The sequence below is a fragment of the Nonomuraea sp. NPDC052265 genome, assembly GCF_044547985.1.
Taxonomy (GTDB): Bacteria; Actinomycetota; Actinomycetes; order Streptosporangiales; family Streptosporangiaceae; genus Nonomuraea.
Map to the genome: position 1 here is coordinate 124,510 of NZ_JBIUBJ010000009.1, position 16,018 is coordinate 140,527.

5 protein-coding genes are annotated in these 16,018 nt (G+C 75.3%); 2 read left to right on the top strand and 3 right to left on the bottom strand.

The genetic code is table 11. The annotated features are described in order from the left end of the window. The first annotated feature begins 32 nt into the window (after positions 1-32). Together ACIHAD_RS26215 and ACIHAD_RS26220 are read left to right on the top strand one after the other, a co-directional pair. Positions 33-1,118, top strand: a complete 1,086-nt coding sequence (locus ACIHAD_RS26215; RefSeq protein WP_397357271.1) for a serine hydrolase domain-containing protein — start codon at positions 33-35, stop codon at positions 1,116-1,118. Positions 1,119-1,276: 158 nt separating this feature from the next. Next, on the top strand, positions 1,277-1,912 hold the full coding sequence (locus ACIHAD_RS26220) for a polyketide cyclase /reductase (RefSeq protein WP_397357272.1): 636 nt from the start codon (positions 1,277-1,279) through the stop codon (positions 1,910-1,912). 110 nt (positions 1,913-2,022) lie between these two features. On the opposite strand, the gene ACIHAD_RS26225 is transcribed toward ACIHAD_RS26220, so the two are convergent. From ACIHAD_RS26225 to ACIHAD_RS26235, 3 genes are read right to left on the bottom strand one after another with little or no spacing between them, the layout of a single operon-like run. After that, positions 2,023-3,009 carry a threonine/serine dehydratase gene (locus ACIHAD_RS26225; protein WP_397357273.1) on the bottom strand — a complete coding sequence of 329 codons (987 nt, stop codon included), beginning with the start codon at positions 3,007-3,009 and terminating at the stop codon, positions 2,023-2,025. Further along, entirely contained in the window at positions 3,006-11,186 is an 8,181-nt protein-coding gene (locus ACIHAD_RS26230; RefSeq protein ID WP_397357274.1) for an amino acid adenylation domain-containing protein, read from the bottom strand. Before ACIHAD_RS26230 ends, ACIHAD_RS26225 begins: the two co-directional genes overlap by 4 nt. After that, positions 11,183-15,991 (bottom strand): amino acid adenylation domain-containing protein, encoded by a 4,809-nt coding sequence (locus ACIHAD_RS26235; RefSeq protein ID WP_397357275.1) that lies wholly within the window; start codon positions 15,989-15,991, stop codon positions 11,183-11,185. Before ACIHAD_RS26235 ends, ACIHAD_RS26230 begins: the two co-directional genes overlap by 4 nt. Positions 15,992-16,018 lie beyond the last annotated feature (27 nt).

A 16,018-nucleotide genomic window follows, 5' to 3' on the forward strand; every position in this document is an offset into this window, starting at 1 on the left:
ACATCACCTCATCTAAGGGAGTTGCCGAAAACATGCGTAGGTATCTTGCCGCAGCCGCAGCCGCAGCCGCAGCCGCAGCCGCCGTCGTCCTGCTGGGCGCCGCGTCCCCGGCCCTGGCCGCCGCCAAGTCGTCGTCGCCCACGCTGCAACAGCAGGTTGACCGGTTGACCCGGCAGGACGGGTTGGCGGGTGCGCTGGTGTCGGTGCGTGAGCCCGACGGGCGGGTCGGGACGTGGACGTCCGGCGTCGCCGAACGCGGCTCCGACCGGCCGATGGTCGGCGCGGACGCACACTTCCGCATCGCCAGCGTGACCAAGTCATTGGTCGCGGCCACCGTGACGCGCCTGGCGGACCAGGGCCAGATCGATCTGGACGCCCATGTGGAGCAGTACGCGCCCGGTCTGCTCGACGGCAGGCCGATCACCGTGCGGCACCTGCTGACCCACACCAGCGGCCTGCCCGAATACTGGCCGCTGATCGATCCGGCCCACATCGGCACCGACGCCGACTTCCTGCGCCTGGCCCTGAACGCCGAGCCCACCGGCAAGCCCGGCGAGAAGTGGGCCTACTCCAACACGAACTACCTGGTGGCCGGCATGCTCATCCAGAAGGTCACCGGCAAGGACTTCCGGACGGTCACCCGCCAGGGCGTCCTGAAGAACCTGCGGCACACCTACTGGCCGCGTCCGAACGAGCTGGACATCCGCGGCAAGCACGCCCACACCTACGGCGTGAACCCGTTCGACCCGAAGGGCCAGGGCAAGGTGGTCGACACGACCCTGGAACCCGGCCACCTCTTCGGCGCCTCGGGCGGCCTGATCTCCACCCCCGACGACCTGAACCGCTTCTGGCAGTCCCTCCCCACCTCCGCGATCAAGACCATGCTCGCCCGGACCGTCCCCGCCAACGACCCGCCGAAGGCCGCCTACGGCCTGGGCGTCTACTCCTACCCGTTCGCCTGCGGCCCGGCCTGGATGCACGACGGCGGCCTGCCCGGCACCCGCGTCCTCAGCGGCCGAGACCGTTCGGGCCGCGCGGTCACCCTCTACGTGACCGGCACCCCGAAGAACGACGCGCACATCTTCGAAGCCTTCGGCACCGCCCTCTGCGGCAAGTAGCCCACCTGGCCTGGTACCGGCATCGCGACGATCTTCGGAGCTGTACGGGCCGGTCGGGTTCGTCGACGAGGCCAGAGGCGGTCGTCCGTTGACGTCCACGCAGTTGCGTTATAGCTTCTAACTATCAAAAGTAGCTATAACTCACCTGTGGAGGGATCATGTTCGGTTCTCGCTCGGCCCCCCGTCGCCGGACCGGCGCGTGTGCGGCCCGGCTCGCGGTCCCGCTGGCCGTCGCCGGCGTCCTCGCCGCCACCGCCTTACCCGCCCAGGCCGCAACCCCTGATCGCGGCACCCCTGCGGCCTCGCTGACCTGTCAAGGGAAAGGCGTCGACCCGGCCGCCGAGGCCCGCCATCGAAGTGAGATCTTCATCCAGGCGCCGCTGCGCACGATCTGGAACCTGCAGACCGACGTGGAAGCCTGGCCCTCCTGGCAGAAGCCCGCCGCCCCCATGACGGTGAAACGCCTGGACCCGGGGCCGTTGCGCAAGCGCTCCCGGTTCCAGGCGACCATCCACCTGCCCGCCGACCCGCCGGCCCCGCCCGGCACGGTGGTCATCACCTCCGCGGTCCGGCAACTCCGGTACGGCACGTGCATCCGCTGGACCGGACCGGCCGACGGCCCCGGCTTCCACATCGACGGCGTCCACGTCTGGAACTTCGTCAAGGTCCGTGGCGGCGTCGTCGTACGGACCGAGGAGAGCCACACCGGCCCCCAGGCCGATCCCCACTCGGATATGGGCCTTGAAACCTGGCTCAAAGACCTGAGAACCGCCGCTGAGGCCGCGCGGTCGTGATCAAGGTTCGACAGAGTGGCCCGTCTGGTCGTCGGCCGGGTACCGCATCCACCGGTAGCTCCCAGTAGTCGCGCGCACCGGGCGGGCGCGCGCGCGACCGCAAGAGGGGATCACGTGCTCCGCACCAGCGGCTCCTCACTGGTCTCCGTGCCGATAGCGACGTTGCCGCCGGACAGGACCGCGACCACGGGCCCCGGCGGCAGGTGCGCCTGATGGGTGAGGTAGGCGGCGGTGGCCACCGCGCCGCTGGGTTCGGCGCGTTCTTCCAGCTTCTGCCAGAGCAGGATGGCGGCGGCGTCGATGGCGTCCTCGGTCACGGTGACCATGTCGTCCACGTACCGGTGGATGTGTTCCCAGGCCAGCGCGCCCAGTACGGGGGCGCGCAGGCCGTCGGCCCGGGTGCGGTAGGTCAGCTCCACCGGCCATGCGGTCCGGCTGCCCGAGCGGAAGCTGGCCGCGCCGTCGGCGGCCAGCTCGGGCTCGACGCCGATCACCCGGATCGCCGGGTCGGCGGCCTTGACCGCCACCGCGATCCCGGCCAGCAGGCCGCCGTTGCAGACGGGCACCAGGACGGTCCCCGCGTCCGGCAGGTCCAGGCAGAGCTCGGTCCCGGCGGTGCCGTGCCCGGCGATGACGTCGTACGCGTCGGAGCCGATCACCGTCGCGCCGAACCGGTCGGCCAGAGCGAGGCACGCCTCCTCCCGCAGGGCGGGCGGCACGATCACCACTTCGGCGCCGAGCCCGCGTGCGGCGCGCACCTTCAGCTCCGGGGCCGTGTCCGGCAGGACGACGGTCGCGCGCACCCCGTGTTCGGCGGCGGCGTACGCGATGGCCTGGGCGTGGTTGCCCGACGACTGGACGATCACGTGCCGGACGCCGCGTCCGGCCAGCCGGCCCACGGCGTTGACCGCGCCGCGCACCTTGAACGAGCGGGTGGGTTGCCGGTTCTCCGGCTTGACCCAGAGCCGTTCGCCGGGCAGCCGCAGCAGCGGCGTGCGCCGCACGTACGGCGCGATGCGGTCACCGGCGGCCCGGACGTCGGCCGCGCTGACGAGCCCGGTGTCGAGCCCAGCGCCTTCGGTGGCTTCCGTGTTCACGCGCTCAGCACCCTCTCCTGGATGGCGTCCAGGTCGGCCGCGGCCTCCGACGGGGGCGCGGCGTCGGGGACGAGGTCCTCCAGGTGATGCAGCGGCCGGTGCCGCAGCCCCACCAGCCCCCACACGACCAGGAACACGCCGCTGCCGAGCAGCACCGCCCCCGCGCCACCGCCGGGCCCGCCGGCGAACCCTCCGGCCCACTCCGCCAGCGGTCCGGCGGCGAGGAAGCCGAGCGGCTGCATAGCCGTGGCGATCATGATGTTCACCGCGAGCACCCGTCCCTGCAACTCGGGTCCGACCTTGACCTGGATGATGGACAGCCAGTGCGCGTTGCCGATGCTCATGCACGCCAGCCGGACGAACAACCCGGCCGCGACCAGCCACACGACCGGCCACACGCCCATCAGCACCACGCCGATCCCGGACCCGACCACGAAGCCGATCATCCCGGTGGCCCGCCGCCGGGTGCCGCCCCACACCAGCACCACGCCGGTGCCCACGGCCGCGCCGACGCCGCCGACGGCGGTCACCAGGCCGAGGTCCGCCGAGGTGCCGATGGCCAGGACGACCGGGGTGACGAGCACCCACATCAGCGCGGTGCAGAAGTTCACCACCGCGAAGTAGAGCGCCATCACCAGCAGCGGGCGCCGCCTGCGCAGGAACCGCCACCCGCCGGTGAGCGCCGCCGTGAACGTCTCCTCGCGCCGGTGGAACAGCCGGTCGGGGAAGCGCACCAGCAGCAGCGTCAGCACGCCGACCGCGAACGTGGCCACGTCCACGGCCACCACCGCCGACAACCCGAACAGGCCGATCAGCGCGCCGCCCGCCAGCGGCGCCACCACGTTGCCCGCGCCGAAGCCCACGTTCGCCAGCGCGTTGGCCTGCGGCAGGTACGGTTTCGGCACCAGTTGGGCGATCGCCGCCAGCCACGCGGGCTGCTGGAACGCCGACACGACCGAGGTCACGCCCACGATGAGGCAGACGTTCCAGAACTCCAGCCGCCCGGTGGTCAGCAGCAGCACCAGCGCCACCATGGACAGTCCGGACAGCGCGTCGCAGGCCAGCATGATCCTGCGCCGGTCCACCCGGTCGGCCAGCGCGCCGCCCAGCGGGGTGAGCAGCACGGCCGGGATCTGCGCCAGCATCGTGACCAGCGCCAGATCCAGGATCTCCCCGCTGCGCTGGTAGGCCCACACGCCGAGCGCGAACGAGCTCAGCGCCGTGCCCAGCGCCGAGACGATCTGCCCGCCCGCGACCGTGTAGAAGGGCCGCAGCCTGGTGCGTTCGGGTGGACTCACCGGGTCGGGCAGCGTTCCGGCCGCCCAGCGGGTCAGGTGCGCCAGCACCAGGGCAGCCAGCGGCTCGGCCTGGTGGCGCAGGAAGTAGTGACCGGCCCTGGGCAGCACGGCCCGCTCCACCCGCGGCGCGAACGCCGCCCACTCGGTGTAGCGCTCCTCGTGCAGCTCGGTGGCGCGGTCGCGTTCGCCGACCAGGCTCAGGATCGGGGCGCGCAGCGGCGCCCCCTCACCGGCCAGCTCGTGGCTGAACCACTCCTGCGCCTGGTCGGCGTCGTGCCGCATGGCGCGTACGGCGGTGCGCTTGGCGGCCTCGTCCATGTCGTCGAGCAGCCCGCCGGAGGCGCGCAACGCGTCGCGGAACATCCGGTCGGACACCCAGCGGTCGCCGCCGAACAGTCGCCTGACCAGGCCGGGCAGCCGTGCCGCCGGGAAGCTCGCGGCGGCGATCACGCCCAGCACGGGCACGCCGTCGGCCTCCAGCCGGCGCGCCAGCGCGACGGCGGGCGCCGAGCCCACGCAGTGACCGTAGATCGCGACCGGGCCCGACGCGGTCGCCGCCACCTCGGCGGCCAGCACGTCCACCAGTTCCTCCAGCGGCAGCGGCAGCTCGTCCGGACGGGCGGGGTCGTGGCCGGGCAGCTCGGCCGAGAGCACCTCCACCCGGTCGCCCAGCGCCTGGGCCAGCGGCTGGTACACCGCCGCCGACCCGCCGCCGTACGGCACGCACACCAGCGTGAACTCGCCGGTCCGGCCGCCGCCCAGGCGGTGCAGCAGCCCGCCGCCGTCCTCGCGGCCCAGGAACGCGGCCAGGTCGGCCACGGCGGGCCGGGTGAACAGGTCGATCACCCGCAGCCCGCGGCCGATCTCCTTGACCGCGCGCACCGCGGCGAACGAGTCGCCGCCGAGGGCGAAGAAGTCGTCGCCCGCGCCGACCCGTTCCACGCCGAGCACCCGGGCGAAGGCCCCGGCGACCAGCTCCTCGTTCGGCGTCGCGGGCGGCGTGTACGCGGCCTGCTCGGCCACCGGCTCGGGCAGGGCGGCCCGGTCGATCTTCCCGTTCGGGTTGAGCGGGAGCCGGTCGAGGGCCACGACGTGCGCCGGCACCATGTAGTCGGGCAGCCGCTCGCGCAGCGCCGAGCGCACGGCCGCGGCCTCCACGGTCGCGGGCGTCACCCAGGCGGCGAGCTGCCTGGCCTTCCCCTCGCCGACGGGCAGCACCACGGCCTCGGCGACCTGTGGCAGCGCCCGCAGCGCGGTGGTGACCTCGCCCAGCTCCACGCGGTATCCGCGGACCTTGACCTGGTCGTCCACCCGGCCGCGGAACTCGATGCGCCCGTCGGAGGTGACGCGCAGCAGGTCGCCGCTGCGGTAGCAGCGTCCCTCGCCGGTCAGCGGGTCCTGGACGAACCGTTCGGCGGTCAGCTCGGGCCGTCCGATGTAGCCGCGGGTGACCCCGGGGCCGCCGACAACCAGCTCGCCGGGCACGCCGGGCGGCACCGGCCGCAGGGCGGCGTCCACCAGGTGCCCGTACACGCCGGGCAGCGGACGGCCGAGCGGCACGATGCCGGTCCGCCGGTCGGCGGGGATCTCCTCGGTGTCGCACACCAGGCAGATCATCGTGGACTCGGTGTGGCCGTAGTGGCTCTGGATCCTGAGTCCGGGCCGGGCGGCCCCGGCCCGCTCCACCAGGTCCCACGGGCACGCCTCGCCCGCCAGGATCAGCAGCTCGCGCGGCAGCACGGCGGCCAGGTCGCCGCCCGAGGCCAGCAGCTCCAGGTGGCTCGGCACGCACTTGACGACGTCCACCTGGTGCTCGGCCAGGTAACCGGCGAACGCGGCCGGGTCCATCGCGGTCTCGCGCGGCACCAGGTGCACGGTCCCGCCGGTGGTCAGCGCGCCGAACACGCAGGTCAGCCCGAAGTCGGCGGCGGGCGTGGAGACCACCGCGAACGACCCGCCGGGCACGCCGATGCGCGGCAGCATGCCGCCCAGATAGTTCAGGACGCCGCCGTGCTCGGCGGCCACCGCCTTGGGCGTGCCGGTGGAGCCCGACGTGAAGATCACGTGGTGCAGGTGCCCGGGCCGTACGTCGACCTCGGGCCGGGTGTCGGGCAGGGACGGCGGCCGGTCGAGCGCCAGCACCCGCCTGCCGTCCCCGATCAGCGGTGCGAACTCGTTCACCGTCACCACGGCCCGCACCCCGGCGGCCTCCAGCATCGCGGCGATCCGCGCCGCCGGGTACGCCGGGTCCATCGGCAGGTACCCGCCGCCCGACTTCTGGATGCCGAACAACGCGCACGCCAGGTCCGCGCCCGGCTCCAGCAGCACGCCGACCGGCTCGTCGGCGCCCACCCCGGCCTCCAGCAGCCAGTGCGCGATCCGGTTCGCCGACGCCTCCAGCTCCGCGTACGTCAGGGCGCGGTCGGCGCCCACCACGGCCGGGGCGCCGGGCGTCTCGTCCACCCAGCGCTCGATCAGGTGGTGCACCGCCCCGGCGGGCGGCTCGGGCGGCGGCCCACCGGCAACGGCCGGGCCGGTCACCGGCTCCAGCGGCACCGCGCCCACCGGCGCGTCCAGGTCGGCGAGCAGCCCGTCGAGCAGGGCCGTGTACCAGCGGGTCAGCCTGGCCGCGGTGCCCGGCTCGAACAGGTCGGTCCGGTAGGCGAGCCCGCCGCGCAGCGGCGCGCCCGGCCCCTCGTCGACGACGTGCCAGCTCAGGTCGAACTTGGTGGTCAGCTCCGGCAGGTGGACCTCGGACGCCTCCAGGCCGGGCAGCTCCGGCCGGGCCGCGCCGGGGATGTAGTTGAGCATCACCTGGAACAGCGGCGTGGCCGCCAGGTTCCGCTCCGGCCGCAGCCGGTCCACCACCCGGTCGAACGGCGTGCCCGCGTGCGCGAGCGCGCCCAGCGCGGACTCCCGCGCGCGGGCCAGCAGGTCGCGCCCGGTCGGGTCGCCGCCCACGTCGGTCCGGACGACCACGGTGTTGAGGAAGCAGCCCACCACGCCTTCGGTGTCCGGGTGGTCGCGGCCGGAGACCGGCACGCCGACCGCGATGTCCGCGCTCGCCGACAGCCGGGCCAGCAGGGCCTGCAACCCGGCCAGCAGCACGATGAACGGCGTGGACCGGTAGGCGGCGGCCACCGCCCTGACCCGCTCGCTCAGCTCCGCCGGGAGCTCCAGGTCGAGCGCGGCCCCGCCCGGGGCGGGCACCGCGGGGCGCGGCCGGTCGGTGGGCAGGTCGAGCACCGGCGGCAGGCCGTCCAGGTGCCCGGCCCACCAGTCCAGGTCGGCCGGGTCGGGGACCGGCGACACCTCGGCGTACTGCGCCGGGGGTGGGTCGAGCGGGGGGCGCAGGCCGAGGCGGGCGGCGTACAGGGCGGACAGCTCCGACAGCAGCAGCCCGCGCGTCCACGCGTCGGTGGCGATGTGGTGGAAGGTGAGCGAGAGCACGTGCTCGTCGTCGTCCACCGTGAGCAGCACCGCGCGCATCGGCGGCTCCCGGTCCAGCGCGAACGGCGTCGCCAGGTGCGCGGCCAGCACGTCCTCGACCTCGGACCGGTCCACGCGCGTGGTGGAGACGGGCACCTCGCCGGTGTCCCGCACCGCCATCACCGGCTCGGGGCCGGAGTCGTCGACCACGCCGCGCAGCACGTGGTGCCGTCCGGCCAGGTCACGTACCGCGTCCAGCAGCGCGTCCGTCCGCAGCGGGCCGCGCAGCCGCAGTGCCACCGGCACGTTGTAGGCGCTGCTGTCCGGTTCGAGCTGCGCCAGGAACCACAGCCTGGCCTGCACCCCGGACAGCGGCACCGGCCCGTCCGCCGGCGCGCGCCGCACGCGCGCGGCATCGGCCGGGCGGGGGAGCGCGGCGGCCAGGTCGGCCAGCACCGGGTGCTCGAACAGCAGCCGCACCGGCACCGCCGAGCCCAGCCGCTCGCGCAGCCGCCCGGCCACCCGGGTCGCCGCGAACGAGTGCCCGCCGAGAGCGAAGAAGTCGTCGTCCGCCCACACCTCGGCGAGATCGAGCACGTCGGCCCAGACCTCGCCCACCAGGCGCTCCCCGGGAGTCCCCAGCGGCACCCGCACCGCGGGCCCCGCCTCGGGCACGGGCAGCGCCGCCCGGTCCACCTTGCCGTTCGGGGTGAGCGGCAACGCCTCCAGCACGCCGATCGCGGCCGGCACCATGTAGTCGGGCAGCCGCTCGCGCAGCGCCGCCCGTACCTGGGTCACGTCCACCGTGGCCGGCGTCAGCCAGGCGGCCAGGCGCCGCTCCAGGCCGGCGCCGACCGGCTGCACGTACGCCTCCGCGACCTGCGGCAGGGCCCGCAACGCCGCGGCGACCTCGCCCAGCTCGACGCGGAAGCCGCGCACCTTCACCTGGTCGTCGATCCGTCCCAGGAACTCGATCAGCCCGTCCCCGGTCACCCGGACCCGGTCGCCGGTGCGGTACCAGCCGCCGGTGAAACGTTCCGCGGTGAGGTCGGGGCGGCCCAGGTAGCCGCGGGCCACGCTGGGCCCGCCGATCCACAGCTCCCCGGGGACGCCGGGCGGCAGCGCCCGTCCGGACGGGTCGGCCACCCGGCACACCACGTCGGCCAGCGGCCGGCCCAGCGGCGCCCGGCCCGGGCCCAGCCCGGCCAGGGCCTCGTCCGCCGCGCAGGCCAGCACCGACACCGTCGTCTCGGTGGGGCCGTAGTGGATCTGCACCTCCAGGTCAGGCCGCGCCTCCCGGACCCGTGCCACCAGGTCCGCCGGCACCGCCTCACCGGCCAGGATCAGCAGCTTGCCGGGCAACGCGGCCGTGCCGAGGAGTTCGAGCTGGCTGGGCACCATCTTGATCGCGTCCACCGGGTGCGCCGACAGGCGGGCGGCGAACGCGGCCGGGTCGGTGGCCGTCTCGTGGTCGATCAGGTGGAGGGTGGCGCCCGTGGTCAGCGCGCACCACACGTTCGTCATGCCCAGGTCGGCGGCGGCGGTGGAGACCAGCGCGAACGAGGTCATCCCCGCGGGGACGACCTCGGCCACCGCGCCGAGGTAGTGCGTGATCTGCCGGTGCTCGACCGCGACGCCCTTCGGCCGCCCGGTCGAGCCCGACGTGTAGATCACGTACGCCAGGTGCTCCGGCCGCACGGCCACGCCGGGACGCTCGCCGCACGCCTCCGCCGCGGCGGCGAGCTCGGCGTCCGTGAGCACGATCCGCGCCCCGGCGTCGGCCACCACCGCCTGGTTGCGCCGCTCGGGGTAGACCGGGTCGAGCGGCAGGTAGGCCGCGCCCGCCTTGAGCACGCCGAGCATGGCGACCACCAGCTCGGGACGCCGCTCCAGCAGCACGCCGACCGGCTCCTGCGGCCGCACCCCGCTCTCCAGCAGCCAATGGGCCACCTGGTTGGCGCGGCGGTCCAGCTCCGCGTAGCTCAGCGAGCCGACCGCGACCGCGTCCGGGCGGGCGTCGGCCACCCGCTCGACCAGCGTGTGCAGCGGCACGTCCACGGGCAGGCCGGCGTCCGGGCCGCGCAGGTCGTCGCCGGCCGGCAGCCGCACCGGCGCGGCCGGGTCGGTGAGCAGGCCGTCCAGCAGCTCCAGGTACCAGCCGGCCAGCCGCCGCACGGTGGCCTCGTCGAACAGGTCCGTCCGGTAACGTAACTCGCCCGAGAACCGGGTGCCGTCGTCGCCGAGCTCCAGGTTCAGGTCGAACTTGGCGGTCGGCGCGGGCGGCGACCCGGCCACCACCTCCAGGCCGGGCAGCGACACCGGCGCGCCGGTGTTGTAGACGTTGAGCATCACCTGGAACAGCGGCGTGACCGCGAGGTTCCGCTCCGGCTGAAGGCGCTCCACGACCCGCTCGAACGGCGTGCCGGCGTGCGCGAACGCGTCCAGCGCCGCCGCCCGCGCCCGCGCCAGCAGCTCCGCGCCGGTCGGGTCGCCCGAGGTGTCGCCGCGGATGACCAGCGTGTTGATGAAACAGCCGACGACCCGCTCGGCGTCGGGGTGGTGGCGGCCCGCGTGCGGCACCCCGACGGCGATGTCGTCGACGCCGGACAGGCGGCTCAGCAACGCCTGCAGCCCGGCCAGGAACACCATGAACGGCGACGTCCCCGCCACCGCGCGCACCTTCGCCGACAGCGACTCGGGCACCTCGACCTCGACCGCCGCCCCCTCCCACGTGGGCACGGGCGGGCGCGGGCGGGCGAGCGGCAGGTCGAGCACCGGCGGCAGGCCCGCCAGGTGCCCGGCCCACCAGTCGAGGTCGGCGTCCGGCCGCCCGGCCTCCCATGCGGCCACGTCCGCGTACTGCAGGGCCGGGGGAGCGGGGGGCGGTTCCAGGCCGAGGCGGGCGGCGTACAGGCGGGTGAGATCGTCCAGCAGTACGCGTTCCGACCAGGCGTCGGTGGCGATGTGGTGCAGGGTGAGCGCGAGCACGCACTCGTCGTCGCCGAGCCGGAACACCGTGGCCCGCAGGGGCGGCTCGGCGTCCAGCCGGAACGGCCGCCAGGCGTGCCCGGCCAGCTCCCGCTCCGGCTCCGCCGGCGCCGCCACGTCCACCACGGGCACCGCAACGGCGGCGACGGGCCGCACGCGTCCCTCCTCGATGACGCCCCGCAGGATCCAGTGCCGCTCCGCCAGGTCCGCCACCGCGCCGGTGAGGGCGGCGACGTCCACCGGGCCGCGCAGCCGCAGCGTCAGCGGCACGTTGTAGGCGGGGGTGTCCGGTTCGAGCTGGGCCAGGAACCACAGCCGCTCCTGCGCCGGCGACAGCGGCATGTCCGCGGCCGACGTCGCCGGGATGCCGGGGGCGGGGGCGGCCTTCTCCTTCTGCTTCAGCGCGGCGTCGATCCTGGACCGGACGAGTTCGGCGATCCGGTCCTCACGTACCTCGGTCATCCCTCGTTCCCCTCCATCAGGTCGGCGGCCAGCAGTTCCTCCAGCGCGGCGGCGAAGTCGGCGAGCACCGGGCGGTCGAACAACAACCGCACGGGCACGACGACCTGCAACATCTCGCGCAGGCGGGCGGCCACCCTGGTCGCGGCGAACGAGGCTCCGCCGAGGGCGAAGAAGTCGTCGCCGGCCCACACCTCGGGCCGTTCGAGCACCTCGGTCCAGACGGCGGCCACCAGGCGCTCGGCGCCGGTGGCCGGTGCGACCCGCGCCGGGTCGGGGCCGGTGTCCGGCTCGGGCAGCGCGCCGCGGTCGACCTTGCCGCTGGGCAGGGTGGGCAGGACCGGCAGGGCGACCCAGCGGCGCGGCACCATGTGGCCGGGCAGCCGGGACCGGGCGTGCCGTTCGAGCGCGGCCAGGTCCGCCGTCTCCGGCGCGACGTAGCCGACCAGGTGGGCGTGCGCGTCCGTCCCGGCCACGGTCACCGCGGCCTCGGCGAACTCGCGCAGCACGGCCTCGATCTCGCCCAGCTCGATCCGGTACCCGCGGACCTTCACCTGGTGGTCGCGGCGGCCGTGGAACTCCAGCGTCCCGTCCGGCCGCCATCGGGCCAGGTCACCGGTGCGGTAGCAGCGGCCGTCCGGCGTGAACGGGTCGGCCATGAAGGCGTCCGCGGTCAGGTCCGGCCGGCCGCGGTAGCCGCGGGCCACCCCGGCGCCGCCCAGCAGCAGCTCGCCGACCGCGCCCGGCGGCACCAGCCGCAGCCGCGCGTCCACCACGTACGCCCGCTCGCCCGGCATCGGCGACCCGATCGGCACCCGGTCGCCCTCGTGCGCGCGCACCCGGTGCAGCGTGGAGGTGACGGTGGTCTCGGTGGGCCCGTAGGCGTTCCACAGCTCGCCGACGCGGCGCAGGATCTGCTCGGCCAGCGCCGGGTCCAGCGCCTCCCCGCCCGCGACGGCGCGCAGCGCCGGGCCGCCCGCCCAGCCGGCGGCGATCAGCATCCGGTACGAGGTCGGCACCAGGTCGATCACCGTGGCCGCGCTCGTGGTGATCAGCTCCGCGAGCGCGTGCCCGTCGGTCGCCGTGGCCCGGTCCACCACCACCGACGTGCCGCCGGCGGCCAGGACGCTCCACAGCTCGGAGGCGGAGGCGTCGAAGCTCAGCGGCGCGACCGCGAGTTGCACGTCTGCCGGGCCGAGGCGGAGCATCGAGATCATTCCGGCCACGAGGGCGGCCAGGCCGCCGTGGGTGACCTCGACCCCCTTGGGGGCGCCGGTGGAGCCGGAGGTGTAGGTGAGGTACGCCAGGTCCTCCGAGCGCACCTCCGGCAGGTCCGCGTGCGGGCCTCCCGCGAGCCGGTCCGCGTCGAGCGTCGCCGGCCCGCCCGCCTCGGGTGTCACCGGCCCGCCGGCGTCGAGCGTCGCCGGTTCGTTCGGGTCGGGGGGTGGTGCGGCTTCGAAGGGTGTCTCGCCGCGGGTGAGCACCACGCGGGCGCCGGCGTCCGCGGCCAGCAGGCGCAGCCGCTCGGCCGGGTGTTCGGGGTCCAGCGGCAGGTAGGCCGCCCCCGCCCGCCACACACCCAGCAGCACCGCCGGCAACATCCGGTCCCGCGGCACGTGGACGCCTACCACGTCACCCTGCGACACCCCGTGCTCCAGCAGCCCGGCCGCGACCCGGTCGGCGCGGTCGTTCAGCTCGGCGTGGCTCAGCGTGTCGCCGTCCGGGCCGACCACCGCCGTGCCCGCCGTGCCCGCTGTGCCGGTTCTGTGGGCCGCGAGGGTCAGGGGCACCGGCGGCAGGTCGTCCGGCAGGCGCGGGCCGGCCGCGCGGGCCAGCAACGCGGCGCGTTCGTCCGGGGTGACCGGGTCGAACGCCGCGATCACCAGGTCCGGATCGGCCACCGCGCGCCGCAGCAACCACAGCAGCCGGTCCAGGTACGCCCCGGCCGCCTCCCGGCCGAGCAGCGCGACCGCGTACTCCAGGTGCAGCTCGGCCCCGGCGGCCGTGCGGTTGACGAGCACGCTGAACTCGTGGACCGCCGCGCCCGAGCCGACCTCGGTCAGCAGTTCGAGGCAGCCGGCGCGTACCGGCACCTCGGCGTGCTGCATGGCCAGCAGCACGGGGGCGCGGGGCAGGTCGGCGGGCGGGACCTCCTGGTGCACCAGTGCCCGCGTGGTGGCCTCCCCGGCCTGCCTGACCAGGTCGCGGAAGGTCGGCGCGGCGTCCGGACGCAGCCGTACCGGCACCGTGTCGATCAGCGGCCCGACGACCCGGGCCAGCTCCGGCCGGGCGCGCCGCGCCGCGACCACGCCGACCAGCGTGTCCGGCTCCCCGGCGGCCAGGGCGACGGCGGCCAGGTACACCGCGAACGGGGTCGCGCCGCACGCGCGGGCCAGCGCGGCCACGCCGTCCGTGAACTCCTCGGGCAACGGCATGGTCACCCGGCACGTCGTCAGGTCGCGGGGCGGCGGCCCCGACACCGGCGCCCCCGCCAGCTCGTCACGCCAGAACTCCCGCAGCCGCGCGAGGTCGGGCCGGTCCTCCTGCTCGCGCACCGCCACGTCGCCGAGCTGCACCGCCGGCTCCGGAACGGGCTCACCCGCCAGCTCGGCGGCCAGCTCCTCCATCAGCACGCCGACCGAGCCGCCGTCGAAGGCGAGGTGGTCCGTCACGAGCACCAGCTCGGCCATGTCCTCCCCGACGCGGCACAGGCTCGCGCGGAGCAGCGGCACCTCGTTCGTCACGTCGAACACGTGCTCCGCCGCGGCCTGGGCCACCTTCACCGGGTCCGCGCCCGCCGGGTGCTCGACCAGGGGGACGGCGACGGGCGGGTGCACGACCGCGTACGGGACGCCGTCCTCGCCGACGGAGACCGTGCTGCGCAGGGCCTCGTGCCGGCGCAGGACCGCGTCGAGCGCCGGGCGCAGCGGCGCGCTCCCGCTCGGGCCGCGCACGCGCAGCCGGACCGACACGGTGGTGACCGGGCTGTGCGGGTGAAGCTGGCGCAACGTCCAGAACTCGCGTTGCGCGGCGGTGAGCGGGTGCCGGGTCCGGCCGGTCCGCCGCACCGGCGCCGATCCCGGCTCGCGCAGGCGCGCCGCCAGCCCGGCCGCGGTCGGCTCGGTCAGGAACGCCGCCACGGGCACGGTGTGCCCGAGCCGCCGGGACAGTTCGGTCACCACCCGGGCGGCGGCCAGCGAGTGCCCGCCCAGGTCGGCGAACCGGTCGTGCACGCCCACCTCCGGCAGGCCCAGCACGTCCGCGATCACCTCGGCCACCTGGCGCTCGTCGTCCGTGCGCGGGGCGACCGGCGCCGCGCTCCCCGTCCGGGCGGCGCCCAGCTTGGGCAGGGCCGCGCGGTCCACCTTGCCGGTGGGGCCGATCGGCAGGTCGCCGGTCACGCGGATTCTGGCCGGGACCAGGTGGTCGGGCAGGCGGTCACGCAGCCAGTCGCGCAGCTCGGGCTCGGTCACGCCGGAGGCCGCCACGTGCGCGGCGAGGTAGGCGATGCCGTCGTCGTCGGTGTGCGCCAGCACGACGGCGCGGCGCACCGCGGGGTGGCGGTCCAGCGCCGACTCGACCTCGCCCAGCTCCACCCGGAAGCCGCGGATCTTGACCTGGTCGTCGGCGCGGCCCACGTAACGCAGCTCGCCGTCCACCCATCGGACCAGGTCGCCGCTGCGGTAGACGCGGGTGCCGTCCGGCTCGGTGCGGAAGGCCCGCGACTCGTGGCCCAGGTACCCGCGGGTCACGCCGGGGCCGCCGATCCACAACTCGCCGACCTCTCCGTCCGGGACCGGACCGCCGGCGTCGTCGCGCACGCTGAGCAGCGCGTTCGCCATCGGCCCGCCCAGCGGCGGTTCGCCCTGGTGGTCGCGGGTCACCTCGAACATGGTGGAGCCGGTGGTGCACTCGGTGGGGCCGTACATGTTGAGCACGCGGCGGACGCCCGGGTTGGCGTACATGCGCGCGACCAGGGCCGCGGTCAGCCGCTCGCCGCCGGACAGCACCATGCGCACGCCGTCCGGCAGCGGCTCGCGCAGCAGCACCGACAGCGCGGACGGGACGCCGAAGACCGTGCGCACCTCGTCGCGGGCCGGCAGCGTCGGCAGCGCCAGCACGTTGTCCGCCATGATCACGGTTCCGCCGGCGAACAGCGGCGTGAAGATCTGCGTGATCGAGGCGTCGAAGCAGATGGAGGAGCCGGCCAGCATGCCGCTCAGTTCCTCGGCGGTGTAGGCGGACGCCTCCCAGCGCACCAGGTTCAGGGTGTTGCGGTGCTCCACGACCACGCCCTTGGGGCGGCCGGTGGAGCCGGAGGTGTAGATGACGTACGCGGCGTCGCCCGGCTCGCCGGGCACCACCGGCCCGCGCTCGGCGGGCCTCACGTCGTCGACGAGCACCGTGGCGGCGCCGGTCAGCGACGCGGTGTCGCGCCGCGCGGCCGAGGTGACCACCGCGCTCACGGCGGCGTCCTCGGCCATGAAGCGTAACCGCTCCGCCGGGTAGGCCGGGTCCAGCGGCACGTAGGCCGCCCCCGCCTTCAGCACCCCGATCAGCGCGGGCACCAGCCACTCGTCGCGGTCCAGGCAGATCCCCGCCAGGTCGCCGCGTCCGACACCCCGCGCGGCCAGGGCGTGGGCGATCCCGTTGGCCCGGCGGTCGAGCTCGGCGTAGGTCAGCCTGTTCGTGCCCGCGACGACGGCGAGGCGATCGGGCGTCCGCCGGCACTGCGCCTCCAAGGCCTCGTGGAGGCGGCCGTGCGAGTCTGTGAGAGGGCGGTTCGCGCCCGTCACATCCGTATTCATGTGTCCTCTTTCCAACAAAGGTCAAAC

Excerpts from the sequence above, each read along its gene's own strand:
- ACIHAD_RS26230 (WP_397357274.1), bottom strand. The coding sequence starts at position 11,186 with ATGACCGAGGTACGTGAGGACCGGATCGCCGAACTCGTCCGGTCCAGG.
- ACIHAD_RS26215 (WP_397357271.1), top strand. The coding sequence starts at position 33 with ATGCGTAGGTATCTTGCCGCAGCCGCAGCCGCAGCCGCAGCCGCAGCC.
- ACIHAD_RS26220 (WP_397357272.1), top strand. The coding sequence starts at position 1,277 with ATGTTCGGTTCTCGCTCGGCCCCCCGTCGCCGGACCGGCGCGTGTGCG.
- ACIHAD_RS26235 (WP_397357275.1), bottom strand. The coding sequence starts at position 15,991 with ATGAATACGGATGTGACGGGCGCGAACCGCCCTCTCACAGACTCGCAC.